Source organism: Pseudomonas sp. RC2C2 (assembly GCF_018390435.1).
Taxonomy (GTDB): Bacteria; Pseudomonadota; Gammaproteobacteria; order Pseudomonadales; family Pseudomonadaceae; genus Aquipseudomonas; species Aquipseudomonas donghuensis.
The window spans coordinates 726995-745624 of record NZ_JAHBAX010000002.1 but is presented as its reverse complement, the minus strand read 5'-3'; the positions used below and the strand labels follow the sequence as shown (position 1 = coordinate 745624).

The 18630-nt window shown below is 58.4% G+C and carries 13 protein-coding genes and 2 pseudogenes; 7 read left to right on the top strand and 8 right to left on the bottom strand.

All coding sequences use genetic code 11. The annotated features are described in order from the left end of the window. Nucleotides 1-119: 119 nt before the first annotated feature. Nucleotides 120-2426: pseudogene (locus tag KHO53_RS22055) on the bottom strand (heavy metal translocating P-type ATPase). A 242-nt stretch (nucleotides 2427-2668) separates the two neighbouring features. Here KHO53_RS22055 and KHO53_RS22050 point away from each other — a divergent pair. The 3 genes from KHO53_RS22050 to KHO53_RS22040 all read left to right on the top strand — a co-directional run bounded on the left by KHO53_RS22050 (nucleotide 2669) and on the right by KHO53_RS22040 (nucleotide 5704). Beyond that, nucleotides 2669-3316, top strand: coding sequence for a BON domain-containing protein (locus KHO53_RS22050; RefSeq protein ID WP_213570848.1), 648 nt, complete (start codon nucleotides 2669-2671; stop codon nucleotides 3314-3316). Between the two features lie 66 nt (nucleotides 3317-3382). Further along, nucleotides 3383-5224, top strand: a complete 1842-nt coding sequence (gene ftsH / locus KHO53_RS22045) for an ATP-dependent zinc metalloprotease FtsH (RefSeq protein WP_213570847.1) — start codon at nucleotides 3383-3385, stop codon at nucleotides 5222-5224. A 54-nt stretch (nucleotides 5225-5278) separates the two neighbouring features. Next, nucleotides 5279-5704: a potassium channel family protein gene (locus KHO53_RS22040; protein WP_213570846.1), complete on the top strand. Its 426-nt coding sequence runs from the start codon at nucleotides 5279-5281 to the stop codon at nucleotides 5702-5704. Between the two features lie 149 nt (nucleotides 5705-5853). On the opposite strand, the gene KHO53_RS22035 is transcribed toward KHO53_RS22040, so the two are convergent. Then, nucleotides 5854-6411 (bottom strand): Hsp20/alpha crystallin family protein, encoded by a 558-nt coding sequence (locus tag KHO53_RS22035; RefSeq protein WP_213570845.1) that lies wholly within the window; start codon nucleotides 6409-6411, stop codon nucleotides 5854-5856. A 261-nt stretch (nucleotides 6412-6672) separates the two neighbouring features. Between KHO53_RS22035 and KHO53_RS22030 the strand changes: the two genes are divergently transcribed. After that, nucleotides 6673-8040, top strand: coding sequence for an erythromycin esterase family protein (locus KHO53_RS22030; RefSeq protein ID WP_213570844.1), 1368 nt, complete (start codon nucleotides 6673-6675; stop codon nucleotides 8038-8040). Nucleotides 8041-8060: 20 nt separating this feature from the next. Here KHO53_RS22030 and KHO53_RS22025 read toward each other — a convergent pair. Continuing rightward, nucleotides 8061-8720: pseudogene (locus tag KHO53_RS22025) on the bottom strand (dienelactone hydrolase family protein). A gap of 439 nt (nucleotides 8721-9159) precedes the next feature. On the opposite strand from KHO53_RS22025, the gene KHO53_RS22020 reads away from it, so the two are divergent. Continuing rightward, complete coding sequence (locus tag KHO53_RS22020; RefSeq protein WP_213571256.1) at nucleotides 9160-9726, top strand: phosphoribosyltransferase family protein; 567 nt, start codon at nucleotides 9160-9162, stop codon at nucleotides 9724-9726. A 107-nt stretch (nucleotides 9727-9833) separates the two neighbouring features. On the opposite strand, the gene KHO53_RS22015 is transcribed toward KHO53_RS22020, so the two are convergent. Both KHO53_RS22015 and KHO53_RS22010 read right to left on the bottom strand, forming a co-directional pair. Continuing rightward, the gene (locus KHO53_RS22015; protein ID WP_213570843.1) at nucleotides 9834-11489 is read right to left on the bottom strand and encodes a SulP family inorganic anion transporter; all 1656 of its coding nucleotides are present in this window, start codon (nucleotides 11487-11489) and stop codon (nucleotides 9834-9836) included. A gap of 132 nt (nucleotides 11490-11621) precedes the next feature. Beyond that, nucleotides 11622-12518, bottom strand: coding sequence for a universal stress protein (locus KHO53_RS22010; protein ID WP_213570842.1), 897 nt, complete (start codon nucleotides 12516-12518; stop codon nucleotides 11622-11624). 196 nt (nucleotides 12519-12714) lie between these two features. On the opposite strand from KHO53_RS22010, the gene KHO53_RS22005 reads away from it, so the two are divergent. Next, entirely contained in the window at nucleotides 12715-13656 is a 942-nt protein-coding gene (locus KHO53_RS22005) for a ribose-phosphate diphosphokinase (RefSeq protein WP_213570841.1), read from the top strand. A 13-nt stretch (nucleotides 13657-13669) separates the two neighbouring features. Here the strand turns inward: KHO53_RS22005 and KHO53_RS22000 are convergent, their stop codons facing one another. Continuing rightward, a complete protein-coding gene (locus tag KHO53_RS22000; protein ID WP_213570840.1) occupies nucleotides 13670-16045 on the bottom strand; it encodes a phosphoketolase family protein in 2376 nt (791 codons plus the stop codon). A 367-nt stretch (nucleotides 16046-16412) separates the two neighbouring features. Here KHO53_RS22000 and KHO53_RS21990 point away from each other — a divergent pair, with 367 nt between their 5' ends. Then, nucleotides 16413-17153 carry a hypothetical protein gene (locus KHO53_RS21990; RefSeq protein ID WP_213570839.1) on the top strand — a complete coding sequence of 247 codons (741 nt, stop codon included), beginning with the start codon at nucleotides 16413-16415 and terminating at the stop codon, nucleotides 17151-17153. On the opposite strand, the gene fnr is transcribed toward KHO53_RS21990, so the two are convergent. Next, a complete protein-coding gene (gene fnr, locus KHO53_RS21985) occupies nucleotides 17150-17875 on the bottom strand; it encodes a fumarate/nitrate reduction transcriptional regulator Fnr (protein WP_213570838.1) in 726 nt (241 codons plus the stop codon). The two genes, KHO53_RS21990 and fnr, sit on opposite strands and share 4 nt — an antisense overlap. 95 nt (nucleotides 17876-17970) lie before the next feature. Beyond that, nucleotides 17971-18618 (bottom strand): hypothetical protein, encoded by a 648-nt coding sequence (locus tag KHO53_RS21980; RefSeq protein WP_249684640.1) that lies wholly within the window; start codon nucleotides 18616-18618, stop codon nucleotides 17971-17973. Nucleotides 18619-18630: the final 12 nt, after the last annotated feature.

Below are 18630 nucleotides of genomic sequence, written 5' to 3'. Positions count from 1 at the left end.
ACTCCTGACCGGCTCACTGAATACCCATGTATTCAGCTTCGCGCCGATGCCGCTCAGGAGTTTGATATTTATCAACTGAGGCGACAGTGCCGAGCGTCCCCTTGTGGAATAAAGCCTGGCTAACGTCGGTCCAGGGAACGGAACAGTTCTTCCTCTTGGTTGAAATGCAGGCTGACCAACGTGTCCAGGCGGATCAATTGATGCTGGATGTGATCGGCCGTCACGGTCGGAGGGATGGCGCTGAAATCATTGCTCATGCGAACCAGCAACTGGATCAGGCGGAAGATCTCCCGATGGGTGCTGCTCATGGCGAACAGCGGATCCTCCCCCGCCAGGCTGCGGCTCAGCAGCGGGTACAAGGTGCGTTCATCGTCGCGCTCGTGGCGGGCCAACAATGTCTGCAGTGCATCGACCAGCTTGCGCAGGTCAGCCTGCGCCTGGTCGCAAGGACGGAGGGCGAAGTCGCGGGCCATTTGTCGAAGATTGCTCAGTACCCCTGCCAACTGCTGGTGTTCGTTCTGCAACTGGTCGATGTGCTCCATGGCGATCCCTGCGCGCCTGGGTCCCAGGTGGGGCCCTAGGGCGCGCAAGGCATTGAGGATGATCGCCACATCGATGCCTTCCTGTAACATCGCACCGATCAATGGAGGCAGGTAGCCCAGCGCCGCCACGACCATGGCCAGCGCTGACAGGCCCATGCCCACCCACACCCCTTGCCGCGCGATGTGAACAGCATGACGGGCGATATCCAGCGCCTCGATCAGCCGATCCAGACGATCCACAAGCAACACCACCCCTGCTGCCTGCACAGAGGCCGTTACCCCGCTTGCACCCATGGCGATACCCACATTCGCGGCCGCTAACGCCGGGGCATCGTTGATGCCATCGCCGATCATCGCTGTGCTGCCATATCGACAACCTTCCTGCACGAGCCGAACCTTGTCTTCAGGGGTTAAACCAGCGCGAAGCTCGTCAATCCCGGCTGACAGGGCGACCATCTCGGCCGTTTGCAAACGATCTCCAGTGAGCATCACGATCCTTTCGATGCCACGGTTGCGCAGGCGCCGCAACGTCTGGGGCGTTTCCCTGCGCACCTCGTCGACAAACCTCAGTAAACCCGCCAGCCGCCCCTGGACAGCGACAAAACTGCCGCTGCAGGCCAGGTAATCCATCTGGCGCAAGTTGGCCAATGCCCAGTCGCTGACCGCTGCCTGCTCATGCACGTACGGCAAAGCCCCCAAGCGCACCGCCTGGCCGTCTACCTCACCGGATAACCCCTCCCCCGGGGTTTCCTGCACCCGTTGAGGTTTGCTCAGCGATAAATGATGCTGATGAGCGACATCGACAATAGCCCTGGCAATCGGATGGGTGGATGCCTGGGCCAGCGAAGCGGCTAGCCCCAGCAGGTGGAGTGGCTCATCCTGGCCATTTACCTCGATCGAAAGCAGGCTGGCATGGCCGCTGGTCAGCGTACCGGTCTTGTCGAGAAACACCTGCTTGATACCGGCCAGTGACTCCAGCGTCAGGCCATCCCTGACCAGTATCCCGCGCCGCGCCGCACGGGATATACCTGACAAAATGGCAACCGGCACAGCCAGGATCAGGGGGCATGGAGTGGCCACCACCAGTACCGCAAGCACACGTAAAGGGTCGTCACTCAAAAACCAGGCGAACCCGGCGGTCAGCACGGTCAGTGGGATAAACGCCAATGCATACCGGTCAGCCATGCGCACGAAGGGCGCGCGCGACTGACGCGCAGCTTCGGCCAGGCGTACGATACCGGCATAGGTGCTTTGGGCTGCGGTATGCGTGGCGACCAGCAGGATGGGGGCACCAGCGTTAGTGACCCCACTACGCAGTTGCTCACCGGCATGCTGCGTGACGGGCAACGATTCACCCGTGAGCGCAGACTCGTTCAGGTTGGCGACAGGGCTCTGCAAACGGCCATCCACCGGCAGCACCTCCCCCAGCCGTACCAGTACAATCTGTTCTGGCTTGACCTGCTCCACTGGAACCTCGCGCAGCCCATTGGCTTCCTGAATCGAGGCGTATCACGGTGCCCGCTCAATCAGCGCCCGCAGTTCACGCTCTGCGTACTGCTTGCTGAAGGATTCCAAGGTCCTTCCCGTGGCCAGCATGAGCGCCACAACCGCCGCCACGAGCATCTGTTCCAGCACGAGTGCGGCGCCGATCGACAACAAAGCAATCAGGTCCACACCGGCCTCTTTTCGGGCCAGGCGCTGGATGATTTCCATCATCAGCACCGCCCCCATTAAAAAGCTACCGGCCGCCCAACTGATGGAAGCCCATTCATACACGCGCGTGAGGTATGCGATCCCCCCCGTCACCAGGGTCAAGCCACAACACGCCAACAGCACAGGGTTGTGCCACGTGTCGAACCCAACTCGCCAGCGTTGCACTGTCATCGCGCAGCCTCCAACCGCAGAGTGTCCACTGCTTGCGCGTCAGCTCCTGCAGTAATGGCCCCGAGTATCTGACACTGCAAGCCCACCCATCTGATTTTTGTCAACCTTGCAAGCCCTGGGACCGCTCAGTACTGGGCCAATACCGACTTTGACTTAAGTCAATCGCGGCACGGTATTCAAGGGTAAACACTAAAGCGAGAGCCGTATTCCCCTCCCCCTTTTCCAGGCAGCAGGGCACCATCATGAAAGACCTGAACCTTCGCAAACTCGTTTTCGAAGAGCTGGAGTTTCAGCCTGACATCAACGCCGCCAACATAGGTGTAACGGTAGACAATGGCGTTGTCACGTTGTCAGGACATGTCAGCAGTTATGCCCAGAAAATCAGCGCCGAACGCACAGTCAAAGCGATCAAAGGCGTACGTGCACTCGCTGGAGAAATCGAGGTCAGGCTGAACAAAGGTGAAGGCACGGCAGATGACACTATTGCAAGCCGCGCGTTGAAAATCATCGCCTGGAGCTCGGACGCCGACAGGGATGCAATCAAAATCACCGTACGTAACGGCAGGATCACCCTTGAAGGCGAAGTGGACTGGCAGTATCAGAAAGAAGTGATGGAACGCGCCGTATGGCGCTTGTCAGGGGTGGTTGGAGTGGACAACCTGATCACATTGCGCCCGCGTGTGAGTGTGGCCGATATTCAGCAGCGTATCGAGGATGCGCTCAAGCGCCGTGCCGAGGTCGACGCCAACCGCATTCGAGTCATAGTCAATGGCGGTGAGGTTCGACTCGAAGGCAAGGTTCCCCTTTTGCGTGAGCGGCAAATCGCGCAGCGCGCGGCCTGGTCGGTACCCGGGGTCAGGAAAGTCGATGATTATCTACTGATTGCCTGACATGAAGGCTGTGCGCGCCAACAGACAAGCCCTTCTACCGGGCCTTTTTGCGTCAGGAACACGGTCATGAACAAAGATCAGCCATGGAAGTTGTACTACCTGGCGATCGCGCTTGCCGTGCTCGCGTTCATCCAGTTTGGCTTGTTTACCCGTCCGGCGGCGCAGGTCATACCGTACAGTCAGTTCCTGCAATTGCTAGACGAGCAGAAAGTCAGCGATCTACGGGTCGAGCAGAATCACATCGTTGGAAAACTGCTAGTGCCCATCGATGGTCATGATCAGTTTTCCACGGTGCGCGTCGCCCCGGCATTGTCAGAGCAACTCGGGCGCGCAGGCGTCACCTTCACTGGCGTCGCCGATCAATCTACCGCAGGGCCGCTGCTGGAGTGGTTGTTGCCCTTCATCATGGTGCTGGTGATTTGGCATTTCCTGCTGCGTGGGCTGGCCGATAAGCAAGGGTTGGGGGGCTTCATGACGGCGGGCAAGTCAAGGGCCAAGGTCTACGTATCGCACGATACCAAGGTGACGTTCGCTAACGTGGCAGGCATCGACGACGTCAGGGCCGAGCTGACTGAAATCGTCGCGTTTTTGAAAAACCAAGCATGGTACTCGCGCCTTGGTGCCCATGTCCCCAAGGGCACGCTGCTGGTCGGCCCTCCTGGTACCGGCAAGACCCTGGTTGCAAAAGCAATCGCTGGCGAAGCGGCCGTACCATTTTTTTCAATTTCTGGCTCCGAATTCGTCGAAATGTTCGTTGGCGTCGGTGCCGCCCGTGTACGCGATCTTTTCGATCAAGCGAGGAAGGCCGCGCCCTGCATCATCTTCATCGATGAACTGGATGCTCTGGGAAAAATGCGCGGCATCGGTGTTCTGGGAGGCAATGACGAGAAAGAACAGACACTCAATCAGCTCTTGGCGGAGCTGGATGGCTTCGACCCGCGGGAGGGGGTGGTTTTGCTGGCGGCGACCAATCGACCCGAGGTGCTGGACCCCGCGTTGCTGCGCGCGGGGCGCTTCGACCGGCAGATCTTGATCGACCGTCCTGACCGAAACGGTCGCCAAGCGATTCTCAAGGTTCATCTACGCAAGATCGTCTATGACCCTAGCCTCGATTGTGAGCGTATCGCAGAAATCACCCCCGGCTTGACGGGGGCCGACCTGGCCAATCTGGTGAATGAAGCCGCAATTGTCGCCACTCGCCGCGGGGCTCACAGCGTTGTGCTTGATGACTTCACCGTCGCAATCGAGCGACTGGTCGCCGGAATAGAACGCAAAAGCAATGTGTTGCGCGCCGATGAGCGTCAGATGGTGGCATACCATGAAATGGGGCACGCCCTGGCAGCAAGCAGCCTGCCGGCGATGGACCCGGTTCATAAAGTATCAATCATTCCCCGCGCCGCCGGCTCGCTAGGCTACACCCTGCAACGCCCCACCGACGACCGTTTCCTGATCAGTTGCCAAATGCTCAAGGATCGCATTGCCGTGCTGATGGCCGGGCGTGCCGCCGAGCACCTGGTCTTCGGCCAGATATCCACCGGCGCAGCCGACGACCTTGGCCGCGCCACCGATGTTGCCCGCCAACTGATCACACGGTTTGGCATGAGCGCTGAACTCGGACAGTCAGTCCTAGAACGTCAACAAGCCACTTACCTTGGCGAACCAGTCCACAGGCATGTGGACAAAGACTATTCGGAACAAACCGCCAGGGAGATCGACCTGGGCATCCGAGCGCTGCTTGACGAGGCCTACGCCAGAGCCACAACGCTGCTGGCACAACGGCGCGCGGATCTGGATGCCGGTGCCCAACTACTACTGACAAAAGAAACCATCACCCCCGAAGAGTTTCCCGCACTTTTGCCCACGACCCCGGAAACGACTGAGCATCGACTTCTGGATAAGCCAACGTGACCCGCCGCCGGACCAGTCCCCCCCACCGGTGAGCTACCGGGCAAAGAGGCATATATGGTTTCTGTCGCACTGATCAATACAGCGGTGGTCATTGGTGTCGTGATCATTCACTACGAATGCCTGCTGCGTTTGAACGACTGGTTGCCACGGCTCAGGCTCTGGAGCCGATTTCGGATCGTCGTGGGCGTCTTCGGCGCCCTGGTAGCACATGCGCTGGAGGTCTGGTGCTTCGCGCTGGCGTATTACCTCATGGCCAACGCGGCGGGTTGGGGGACGCTGAGCGGAAACTTCGACGGCTCGCTCATGGACTGCGTTTACTTTTCCTTCACGACCTACACGACGATTGGTTTCGGCGACATTGCGCCCAACGGTAACCTGAAGTACCTGACGGGGCTTGAGGCGTTGACCGGCTTAGTGCTGATCACCTGGACGGCGTCTTTCCTGTTTCTTGAAATGCAGAAATACTGGAAAGCCAAATAGCGTTAGCCCCGGGCATCTGCGCCATAGCCCTAAACTAAAGGTCCTGGGCGCGAACGTCGTGTTCAGCATGGCTTTTTGGCGAGTCAGCAGCGTCAGCTTATTCAGGTGCTGGGAGCGTCCTGCTCCCAGAACGACCTGCAATCGGTCTGTTATTTGCCGCTCTTGATCGGAATCACTTTTTCCGGCTGAATCGCTTCGGAGCGTTTGGGTAGACGCACCTGCAACACGCCCTTGGCAAACTGGGCGTTGATCTTTTCGGCATCGACCTCGCGCGGCAACTGGAATACGCGCTCGAAGCTGCCGTAGTGGCGCTCGGAGAGGTGATACTCCTTGCGCTTCTCATCGACTTCTTCGTGCTTTTCACCGCGGATAACCAGGTTGCCATTGATGAGTTTGATCTCAATATCCTTGTCTTCCACACCCGGCAGTTCAGCACTGATGCGGTACTCATCAGCCAGTTCACAAATATCCAGCGCCGGTAGGCCATGAGTGAACAGATCTCGTCGCCAGAATGGCTCGACATCGAATGGCGTGTGGCTGAAAGGCATACGCAACGGCCGCCGTCCGAAGTCCTCGAACAGACTATCGATCTGACGCCGTAACTGCTGAAACGGGCGCCACAGTTCGGGCTCGGTGCTTGATGGCACTGTCTTCGCAGAAGGGCTGGAAACTGACGTCACGGGTACTTTTTTGGCTACTTCGGACATGGTGACCTCCTCGGCTCGGTAAAGGCTGTCTCCCTTGGAGACAGCTTGATGTTGCGCCAGGCCCCTGCCCCGTGCTTGATCTTTATCAACTACGTTTACGTCATCATCGATAGCTGCGATCGCACCCTTTATTGATAAAACTCAATCGACGCTGTTGGCTGCGGTGTAGGAATAATCAGGCAGGAGAACACCACATGTTCAAAGCATTAACTCAGCGAGTCGAGAACCGGCACAACGATCCACCCGTTGGGGATGACGATCATGAACGCTCCTTCGCGCAATATGCTGGAGAAACTCTACGGCCAGCAGCATCACGTTGACAGGGCGCACATAGCCCCGTTGTTACGTCAATACGCCGAGCCGTTGCCGGCGCTGGACGCCCCCGCCTTTGGCGAAATGTTCGATCGCTACGCCGATGCGCGCATTGTGATGATCGGCGAGGCGAGCCATGGAACCCGCGAGTTCTATCGAGCCCGGGCCGCGATTACCCAACGGCTGATTGAGCAGCACGGCTTCAGTATCGTGGCGGTTGAAGCAGACTGGCCAGACGCCGGTCATGTCGACCAGTACGTCCGAGGACTGGCGCATTCAGCGTGGAAGCGCCATATCTTCAGTCGATTTCCGACCTGGATGTGGCGCAATAGCGAGGTGAAGGCATTCGCCCACTGGCTGCATCGACATAATCACTTGCAACCGCCTGATCGTCGCGTCGAGTTTCGCGGCCTGGACGTCTATAGCTTGCGTAATTCCATTCATGAAGTACTGGCTTATCTGGACCGGGTCGATCCGCATCTGGCCCATGAAGCCCGACGGCGCTATGGCTGCTTGACCCCCTGGCAGGATGATCCTGCGCTGTACGGCCATTTCGTCGAGCGTGGCGGTATAATGCCTTGTGAACAGCTGGTGGTCGAGCAGCTCAATATCATGCTGGCTGAGCAACTGACCGGGCTCATTCGCAACGACGAAGCGTTCTTCAATGCCACGCAGAACGCCCGGGTGGTCATGGCAGCGGAACAGTACTACCGCGCGATTTATAGAGGGTCGACAGCCTCTTGGAACCTACGTGACCGCCACATGTTCGATACGTTGCGTGCCCTGCTCGAACACCGGGGCCCACACGCCAAGGCGGTGGTCTGGGCACACAACTCCCATATCGGCAACGCGGGCGCCACGGAAATGGGCTGGAAGGGTCAGTTCAATATCGGTCAACTGTGTCGTCATGCATTCGGACGCGATGTTGCATTGATCGGCATGGCCACCGACCGAGGCAAAGTGGCGGCCGCCGATGATTGGGACGGCGAGATGTTGATCAAAGACATTCGCCATTCGCGGTCGGACAGCTGGGAGCATCAGTTCTTAACCGCCGGGGTTGCGGCCTCCTTGACCGATTGGCGAGACCCGCAGCGAAAAGATCTGCGCAGAGTGCTGTCCATCCCCTTGCTGGAGCGGGCGATTGGAGTGATTTACCGCCCCGAAAGCGAGCGTCTCAGCCACTACTTCGAGTCAGTGCTGGCTGACCAATTCGATGCCATGCTCTGGCTCGAGCAAACCAGCCCAGTCACCGCGCTGCCACTCCCGAAAACCCAGCAGCTGGAACCGGAAGACGAAACCTATCCGTTTGGCGTATGACGATGAGTGCTGGCCGTTGACTAAGACGTGCGGGGCTGGAGGTATCTTTCAGACCAGTCGCTGGCCAGTCTGGCGACTTCCTCCAAGGTTCCGGGCTCTTCGAAAAGATGCGTGGCGTCTGTCACCACCGCCAGTCGTTGCTCGCACCGCAGGGCCCGACTACTCTGGCGATTCAAATCTAACACCACAGGATCCTGTGCGCCGACCATCTGCAAGGTCGGTGCCTTCACCCGGGCCAGCGCTGGCCCTGCCAGGTCGGTTCGCCCTCCCCGACTGACCACCGCCCCTACCATGTCAGCGCGCTCGGCTGCCGCCACCAGTGCCGCGCCAGCACCGGTACTGGCGCCGAACAGACCGATGCGCAGCAAGCGCAATTAGCGGTCCCGGCCGACCCAGTCGATCACATCAATCAATCGCTTGGTCAGCAGCGGGATATCGAAACGCAACGCCCGGGTCTGGTTATCCAGGCGCTGCTCCGGTGCCGTGAGCAGGTCGAACAACAGCGAGCCCAGTCCCCGCTGGGCCAGGGCATCGGCCACATATTGATTACGCGGGCTTGAACGACCGCTGCCACTGCCATGTACGAAGATCACCAGGGCGCGAGTGTTCGCCGGCAAACGCAAGTCGGCGGATAATTCAACGCCCACCAGGTCGATGAATCGAGACTGAGGTTCAAACATCGAGAGTCTCCGGCGCGGCGATAAAGCCTGTCGCTTGGTAAGGTCAGGTCCCGGCTGCAACCTGATGCAGGACCTGCTCGGTCGTGCCGCCCAAACGCTGGTCCAAGCCATGCGCAGGTGGGTGGCTTGGGTTTTACGCAAGGCCACGTTGATGAGCGGGCGCCGGATCAAGCACCTTCTTTATCGATTCAGAATCCTCTGTCGCGTTGGCCTGTGCGTTGATTTTTATCAACCTGCACGATCAGGACCGAGCGTTGAGTTGCGCGCGATTGATCAATATCAATCACGCCAGTGCGAACCGGCCTACATTGATCAAAAACGCACTCGCAATGGTGGTGCCGAGGATGTCGAGGCTCGTCGGCTGCAGAAGGGGGACGCGGCCGGCGTCCGCCACAGCCTTGGGCAACACGTATTGATGGGTTACGGGCAGGAGAAGGCAATGACGATCCTACTGGCAAGTCAGCGGTTATGCCTGTATGACAGCAATGAGCTCGATAACGTGCTCCAAGCGATGGCGCGCAAGGCCGCGACCTTGCTACCCCCGGCTCATGCCGCACTGATTGGCATCCAACGCCGGGGGGAGCCTTTGGCGCAACGTTTACGCGGTTACATTGCGCGTCAGACCGCCCAACCAGAACTCCCTCTTTTCCCCTTGCGGGTCAAGCGCTACGCCGACGACTTGCAAGTGCTGCATACCTTTACGCAATTGACCGAGAACCCGGCGCTGGCAAGGTTGGACCTGGCCAATACCACCTTGCTGGTTGTCGATGATGTGCTGTTCGAAGGCCATTCGCTCCTACGTACTTGCGCGTACCTGGCACAACTGGGGGCACGTCGGGTGCATACCGCGGTACTGGTCGACCGGCACATCTGTCAGCAGCCAATCCGGGCCGACATCGTTGGCGTGCATCTGCAAGTCGCCGACACTGACATCGTCGAATGTCACGTGCCGCCCTTCGAACAGGAGTTTTGCATTGAAGTTGTGCGACATGGCGCCGCCCGCTGACGGCCCTCCCATCAGTTGCCGCCGCCAAGCCGCACGGTTGTGCGCGCTGATTAGGGGCGCAGTTTCCAGGCTGAGGGCAAGTTCCCGATCATACGCGCATGCCCACATTAGCCTTGGGGCTTGTCGACCTCGACACAACGGCCCAGTGCACCACTGAAGTCGGCATGATAATGCTCTGCGCCGAGCGCCTGAAGAATCCCCGCCCTGTCGAGCTTGCCGAGGACTTTCTCGTTGGCTTCACACAACTTCACGAGGATGTTGCGCTGACGCAGTTGCTCAATGACTTCGAGCAGCGTTTGTAAACCCGTGATGTCCATGAATGGCACTCGCTTTAATCGAATAATTAAAGTCCCAGGATCGGTGTGTGTGTGGGCCAGAACGCGCTCAAAGGTTTCTGCGGCACCAAAAAAGAGAGGCCCCTCAATGGTATAAACCAAAGTCCCGTGGGGAAGTTGCACGTGCCCATTCAGACGCAACTCTGTCTCTAGTTCTTTTTCAACCATTAGCTGAACCTCCACCGAGGAGGCCATGCGACGCATGAACTGAAGCATGGCAAGAATGACCCCAATGTTGACCGCCATCACCAGATCACTGAATACGGTCAGGCTGAAAGTAATGAGCAGGATGGCAACGTCGGCGTTGGGGGCTCGTTTGACCATGCGCGTGAAGTGTTTCAGTTCACTCATATTGTAAGCGACCACGAACAGGATCGCCGCCAGCACGCACAGCGGGATATCCGAAGCCAGAGGAGCCAAAAAAAAGATCAATACCACTAATGTGAGGGCGTGGATACAACCCGCAATCGGGCTGTTGCCACCATTACGGATGTTGGTCGCTGTTCGCGCAATCGCACCTGTTGCAGCAAAGCCACCCAACAAAGGCGTGACCAGGTTGGCAAGGCCTTGTCCGATTAACTCCTGGTTGGAGTCATGTTTGGTACCGGCCATCCCGTCCGCCACAACAGCCGATAGCAGCGACTCAATTGCCCCGAGCATCGCGATCGCAAACGCCGGGCCAATCAACTCGATGACCTGGGGTAGCGTGATTGCAGGCAGCCCCAGGCTGGGAAGACCTTGAGGGATACCGCCAAAGGCACTCCCGATGGTGGCCACGCCCTCGAACTGAAAGTAGTCATGCAACGCCGTGACAACCACCATGGCGATCAGGGGGCCTGGAACACGCTTGATACCGGGTAATCTAGGAGCGAGTATCATCAGCGCCAGGCTCAATAGCGCTAACAGGGTGGTGGCCACATGCAGGCTGGGCAGTGCCTGGATGAGGTTCCACAGCCGCTCGTGGAAATGATTGCCGTTAGTGTGCGGCAAACCCAAAAAGTCTTTCCATTGCCCGACCCAAATGATCACCCCGATGCCGGCGGTGAATCCCACAATGACGGGGTCAGGGATGAACTTGATGAGGACGCCCAGCTTGGTGAGACCAAGCAGTAATAAAATTGCCCCGGCCATCAATGTCGCGATCTGTAAGCCATCAACGCCGTACTTGGCTGTCACACTGGCCAGTATGACAATGAACGCCCCAGTGGGGCCAGCAATCTGAAGCCGGCTACCGCCGAACAGCGAAACCAGCGCTCCCCCGACAATGGCCGTGTAGACCCCCTGTTCCGGCTTGACGCCCGAGGCGATGGCAAATGCCATGGCCAAGGGCAGCGCCACGACGCCGACGATGACCCCTGAGACGATATTTCGAAGCCAATGCTCACGTCCTAACAAGCCCGCTTTCCAGGCCTCTCGTATGGCAATCATGACTAGACTCGCTCCGGCAGCGTGTGCAGGCGATTCACACTTAGTGATGATAGGAGTCTTTTTCAGCGTTTCCTTAGCGGTGCGTCAATACATCTACACGCCAGCTGGTGGAGAGCCACCGCAGCCGCAGTATCAGCCAAGTGCTGGCTTCGCAGGCTTGACAGCTAGCACGCTGCACATGGCCTGACCGACGACCCGCTCCGTGGTGTCGCCAATCAGCTTTGCCCAGCGTTTGGGCTGCACCGCCCCCATGACCAGCACATCGATCGCCAACACAGGCACTTGCTCTGCAATGATCAGAACAGGGGCACCTTGCAGAAAATACCGATGAGCCAGGGGAACGCCATGTGCGTGCGCCAATGCATCAAACGGGGCTTGCAGTGCTTCGCGCAATGCGTCGATCCAGGGTTTGGCGAGGCTGGCATTGGCCATGAGCGGTGCGGGCAGGTCATACACGGACAACAGGGAAAGTTGCGCGTTGCACTGCAATGCCAGGCCCTGGGCAGTGCCAATCAGCTGCTGATTGAATGCCTGCTGCTCCGGGCCAGGGTCCGATACATCCACCGCGATCACAATGTGTCGAGGCATGACCGGAGCATTGGCGGTAACGAAATGGATCAGCCCTTCGTAATGGCGCAATAGTGCATGATCAAGCGAAGAATGGAAGGCCCGTGCGAGCAACGAGGTTGGCTCGCAACGCTTGATCACCATGTCTGGATTGAACGCGGTGATGTAGTCCAACACCGGGCGATGCGAATCCTCGGCCTGTATCACCTCGTAGGTCAATTGCACGCTATGGTCTTGCTCCTCCATCAAGTCGTTGAAGGACGTCTTGAAATGCCCGAATGCAGCATCAACGACGTGGGTGGCTCCGCGCTCATGGGGCAGGCGCAGTTCAGAGGGCTCAAATACGCCCAACACATGCAAGGTCGCAGCGCAGGCCTTGGCCAGCGATACAGCTCGATGCAGCGCTGCTGATCTCGGATCGACCGCGTTGAGGATCAACAACAGCTGGCGGTATTGGCTCATTCGCTCTCTCCTGCATCGGACATCGCTGGGCCATGCAATTATCGAAGCTTGCCCAGCGCTTCTCTTGATAAAAATCAAGGCTTGGCAAGCCGACAACGTCAGGCTTGACGCATACCCCCGGCATGCCCGCCAGCGTCCTGCTCGCTACTTCGGCTAGCGCTTATGTTGGCATGAAACCCGCCAGTGGAGCCCCGTCATGCACAGCCACCGTCCACTCCTGTTTGCCCTGCGAGGCAGTGAAGCCTATGCGACTGGCGTGGCCAAGCGGCTGGGGTGGCAACTGGCGCCGCATGCAGAACGCAACTATGAAGACGGCGAGCATAAATGCTGGCCAACAGTGACGGTCAATGGCTGCCAGGTCGTAGTGATTCATTCGCTCTATGGCGATGACCAACAGAGTGCCCATGACAAGCTCTGTCGCCTTTTGTTCTTTTGCAACGCACTCAAGGACGCCGGTGCCTGCCAGGTAAAGGTGGTTACCCCTTACCTGTGCTATGGGCGCAAGGATCGCCGGGTCGAAACGCAGGACGCCACCATCACTCGCTACATCGCGGCCATGATGGAGGCCTGCGGCGTGGACCAGTTGATTGCGCTGGATGTGCATAATCCGGCCGCATTTGACAATGCTTTTCGCATCCCGACGTGGAGTTTGCAGTGCACAGCGTTGTTCGCTGAGTACTTCGCGCCGATTGTCGCCGACGGACCTGTGGTGGTGGCCTCACCAGACTCTGGAGGCATCAAGCGCACCGAACAGTTTCGCCAGGCACTTGAGCAACAACTGCGCCACCCCGTAGGCAGCGCACTGATCGAGAAGCATCGCGAACAGGCGATCCTCACAGGCACGCATCTGGTTGGCGACGTATCAGGCAGGACCGCCATTATTTTTGACGACCTGATCAGCACCGGCCAAACCCTCATCCATGCCGGCCACGCCTGCCGTAAAGCAGGCGCCACTCGCCTGTTCGCGGCGGCAACCCATGGTTTGTTCACCACAGGCCGCCAACTGTTCGATACCTCGCTGTTCGAACGCATCGTGATCGCCGACAGTGTACCGCCATTTCGTCTACCCACCGACTACGTGAACGGTCAGTTGCAAGTGCTCGACAGCACCGCACTGGTGGCAAACCTGCTGGTGTAAAGCCGCCCCTGCTTCACCTGGTGAGCGCCGGCGTCCATTGCCAATTCGACACTTCAGGCATGTCTTGACCATGCTCGATCAGGTAGAGCTTGTGTTTTTCCAGGGTGGACCAATAACGTGCCCTCGCCTGTTCCACGCGATCCTGCAACCGCGGTACCCGTTCGAAAACATCCAGCGCCAACTGAAAACGATCCAGGTTATTGATAACCGCCATGTCGAACGGCGTGGTGGTCGCCCCTTCTTCGCGAAAGCCGCGCACATGAAAGTGCTCGTGATTGGCGCGCTTGTACACCAGCCTGTGTATCAGCGCCGGATAACCGTGAAAGGCAAAAATAACCGGTTTGTCCTGGGTAAACAGCTCAGTGAATTGGTTGTCAGGCAACCCATGAGGGTGTTGCTGGGACGGTTGCAGCACCATCAGGTCGACAACATTGACCACCCTGATACGCAAATCCGCAACGTGCTCGCGTAACAAGGTCACGGCGGCCAGCGTTTCCAGCGTCGGCACGTCGCCTGCGCACGCCATCACCACATCAGGGTCGTCATCGTCCTGGCAGGCCCAGGCCCAACGGCCAATGCCGCGTTGGCAGTGACGGGCCGCCGCGTCGATGTCAAGCCATTGCCATTGCGGTTGTTTGCCCGCCACGACGAGGTTGATGTAGTTGCGACTGCGCAGGCAGTGATCGACCACAGAGAGCAAGCAATTGGCGTCCGGCGGCAGATAGATCCTCGCTACATCGGCCTTCTTGTTGGCCAGCAGATCGAGGAAACCCGGATCTTGGTGCGAGAAACCGTTGTGATCCTGACGCCAGACATGGGACGTCAGCAAGCAGTTGAGCGAGGCAACGGGTTTGCGCCATGGCACTTGAGCCGCTATTTTCAGCCACTTGGCATGTTGAATGATCATCGAGTCGACAATATGCATGAAGGCCTCATAGCAGGACAGCAATCCATGCCTGCCGGACAAGATGTAGCCTTCGAGCCAACCTTCACAGACCTGTTCGCTCAGTATTTCCATGACCCGGCCGTCGGCGGCCAGATGATTGTCGTCCGGAGATAGCAGGTCGATCCACACCTTGCCCGTGACTTCATAAACGGCATCCAAACGATTGGACGCGGTTTCGTCCGGGCCGAACAGGCGAAAATTATGCGATACCAGGTTGTTTTTCATCACATCGCGCAGGTATGTACCCAGTACACGCGTGGCCTCTGCCTGTAGGCGCCCCGGTGCGTCGAGACGCACCGCATAGTCGGTGACATAGGGCAGGTCCAAGGCGCGAAGCAACACGCCCCCATTGGCGTGGGAATTGGCGCTCATGCGCCGATGCCCTGTGGGGGCAAGCGCTGCGATCTCAGGCAGCAGCGCGCCATCAGTGTCGAACAGCTCGCCGGGGTGGTAGCTCTCCAGCCAATTCTGAAGCTGTAAAAGGTGCTGTGGCTTGTCGAGTTCGGCGAGCGGCAACTGATGTGCGCGCCAGGTGCCTTCCACCTGGTGACCATCGACGAACTTTGGCCCTGTCCAGCCCTTTGGCGTGCGCAGCACCAACATGGGCCAGGCAGGTCGCTCCATCTGCTGTCCCGTACTGGCTTTGCGCGCCACGCGCTGGATTTCCCGAATATTCTCAAGGATTGTATCCAATGCCCTGGCCAAGGTCCGATGGACCTCCAAAGGCTCATCGCCCTCGACGAAATAGGGGTCGTAACCATATCCGTACAATAAGCTGGACAGCTCGTCTTCACTGATTCTGGACAGCACCGTCGGGTTGGCAATCTTGTAGCCATTAAGGTGCAGAACAGGCAAGACCGCGCCATCCCTGGCCGCATTGAGAAATTTGTTGGAGTGCCAACTGGCCGCCAGTGCACCCGTTTCGGCTTCGCCATCGCCAATAACACACGCCACGATCAGGTCAGGATTGTCGAATGCGGCACCGTATGCATGGGCCAGTGCGTAGCCCAGCTCACCGCCTTCGTGAATGGACCCCGGAATCTGTGCAGAAACATGGCTGCCGATCCCGTACGGCCAGGAAAACTGCCGGAACAACCGATTCAAACCCAGGGTGTTGCGCTCCACTGCCGGATATAGCTCTGTATAGGTACCTTCCAGATAAGTCTGGGCGACGATTGCCGGGCCGCCGTGGCCTGGGCCAGCGATAAACATGATGTTCAAGTCGTGTTGCCTGATCAGGCGATTCAAATGTGTGTAGATCAGGTTCAACCCGGGCGCGGTACCCCAGTGCCCCAATAGCCTGGGCTTTATGTGCTCAAGGGTTAGCGGGACGCTCAACAAAGGATTGTCCTTGAGGTAGATTTGCCCGACCGTAAGGTAGTTTGCCGCACGCCAGTAGGCGTCCAGCAATTCCAGCTCTTCAGTGCTCAGAAAATCGCTCATGATCAACCTCTATGCGCCAGGAGTGCTGCCAATGCTCCAGAACGGTGGGAGCGTCCCGCTCCCAGCGTGACCGGTGATCCGCCTGCTATTTGCCGCTCTTGATTGGAATGACCTTTTCCGGATGGATCGCTTCGGCGCGCTTGGCTAGACGCACCTGCATGGCAGCAGACGTCACAGGTACCTGTATTGGGGTTACTTCGGACATGGGGACCTCCTCGGCACGGTAAAAGCCGTCTCCCATCGAGACAGTTCGATACTGCGCCGGGGTCCCTCCCTGTGTTTGACCTTTATCAACTAAGGCACCGTGGACATCGATTAGTCTGAACACACAGTCGGTGCGATTAGTGATGCCGCGTCCGAGGGTACCATGGCATGTAATGAACTTGGCCGGGTTCGGCTGGTGCAAAAACTGCCTGACGAAGGGGCGATTCAATACCTTCGTCTTGAGCTCCCGTACCGGGAAGAGACAGCAGCGATGCCCGGCCAATATTGCCTGTTGAGCAACCACGACAGCACACAACCCTGCAGTTATATCAGTCTTCCGGGCAGAGACCGGCGGTTTTGGGTAGCAACCGCCAAGGCGCGTCCACTCGATATCGAAGGCCAATGGCTGTCCTATTCCGGCCCGCTCGGCTCGGGATGGCCGGTCCCACTGCTGGGAAAACGACTGCTGGTGGCCACGCGCGGATACGGCATACTGCCGCTGCTGTGCGCGCTCGACGAGATCATGTGCTGGCTACCTTGGGTAGACATCCACCTACTGCACCAAGGGACCCGCTTGGCGCACCTGCCTGAGGAATGCAAGCATCTGCTGGCCCGTGTGAAGGCGTTCAACAGGAGCCTCTACCCGTTCCACTCGCAAGCAGACCTTAAACTGCACCTGCAAACGTTCAACCCCGAAATGGTTTATTGCTGCGCCCCTGCCCAACTGGCTTGCCAGATGGCTCGGCTCTGTACCGAACACGGTATCCGCGCTCAGCGCATCTGGATACGCGCCGATCATGTGCTATCGACTACAGGCGAATGGATTACATCATTGGACGGTCCGGTACACCGCTTCGATAGGATTCTGGCGGCACGGGGGGGGCCGGTCATGAGGATGAACTAACGCTCCAGGTGGCAAAGGCTGACCAGGCCTTGCTGGCTAAGCAAGCGTACTTCCCGCCCCCGGCACGCTATTAATTGGTCCCGGTTGAACCGGCTGAATAACCGGCTGACCGTTTCCAGCGTCAGGTCCAGGTAATTGGCGATGTCGCCTCGGGACATGGGCAAGTTGAAAAAGTCCGCGCGCAGGCCGCGTTCATGATAACGAGCAGATAACCCCAGCAGAAATAATGCAAGACGTTTTTCCGCACTTCCCTGGCAGCAGTCCAGGTGAGCCTCTTTGCCCTGAATACCCAAGCTGAGCATGTGCAGAAGTTGATAGCGCAACCCTGGAATTTGCCCTGACAGCTCCATCAGTTGATCGAGCTTGATTGAGCACACCATTGAGACGTCCAGCGCCACTGCAAAGCTTCGATAGTGACTCTCGCCAATAGCGTCCAACCCGAGCATTTCTCCCGGCAAGACAAACCCGGTAACCCTTTCGCAACCCTCGGTATCAAGCAGATAGTTTTTGATGGCGCCGGAACGAAGGGAAAACACCTGTTTCATCGGTTCATCGGCCTTAAAGAGATACTCGCCCTTCTTCAAAGGGCGATTGCGTCGAACAATGCACTCCAGCTTATCCACCTCGTCCACTGAAAGACTGGCTGGGAGACAGAGCCGACTGAGGGAGCAGGCAAGGCACTTTACCTGTGGTCTCGCGGTCGGAATTGGCTCTCCGGGCATGATGCCAACTCCCTACTCGCTGTACGGTAGTCTTTAAAGCATAGGTGTTTGGGTTCGTCAGATCGTAACGGCCCGACTAAAGGAGGGGCGCTTATCTAAGGTTTTGTTATTGCGGCGGTTTCTTCGGGCAACATGTCCAGTTGTTCGAGGCACCGCTGCTCATCCGCTTCGGTCACCTCGTTGAACTGCCCCACTTCAAGCAATGGTGTATCGAACAATGCCAGCCGTACCACACCATTGCGATCAAGGAAGACTTGGGCCAGGCACTGGCAGACGGGCTTGGCGATCACCGCAGCCAATGGCCCCCCACCGGGCACATCGACTTGAGCCTGAACATTCGCCTCGCAGGCTCTGACGATGTTATCTACCGAGCGCCCGGCTAACCACAGCAGGGATGTACCGAGCACGACCAGAAGCACCAGCATGCCCAGGAGGATATTCGACTCCCGCGCTGCGGCGTTGAGGAGTGCAAACTTGCGCTGCCAGCCTGAGGCATTCCTGGCAAAGATCGTTGCGCCGACACTGCGCATGAACCTTCGTTGCACGACCAGGCCCACCGCCGCACTGAACACCGTCAATGCCAGCAGGACCAAGGGCTCACGAATGGTCAGCAGCGACGCATGATTGAATGTCCTGTAAAGGGATGCCGATGCCACGAAGGCTGCAATAGCGGCCACCCACCCGAAGCTGCCGCCAGGGCGCCTCAGCCAGGCCCTCAGTTTTGCCCGTGCTTGAGTGTTCATCGGCACCCTCCT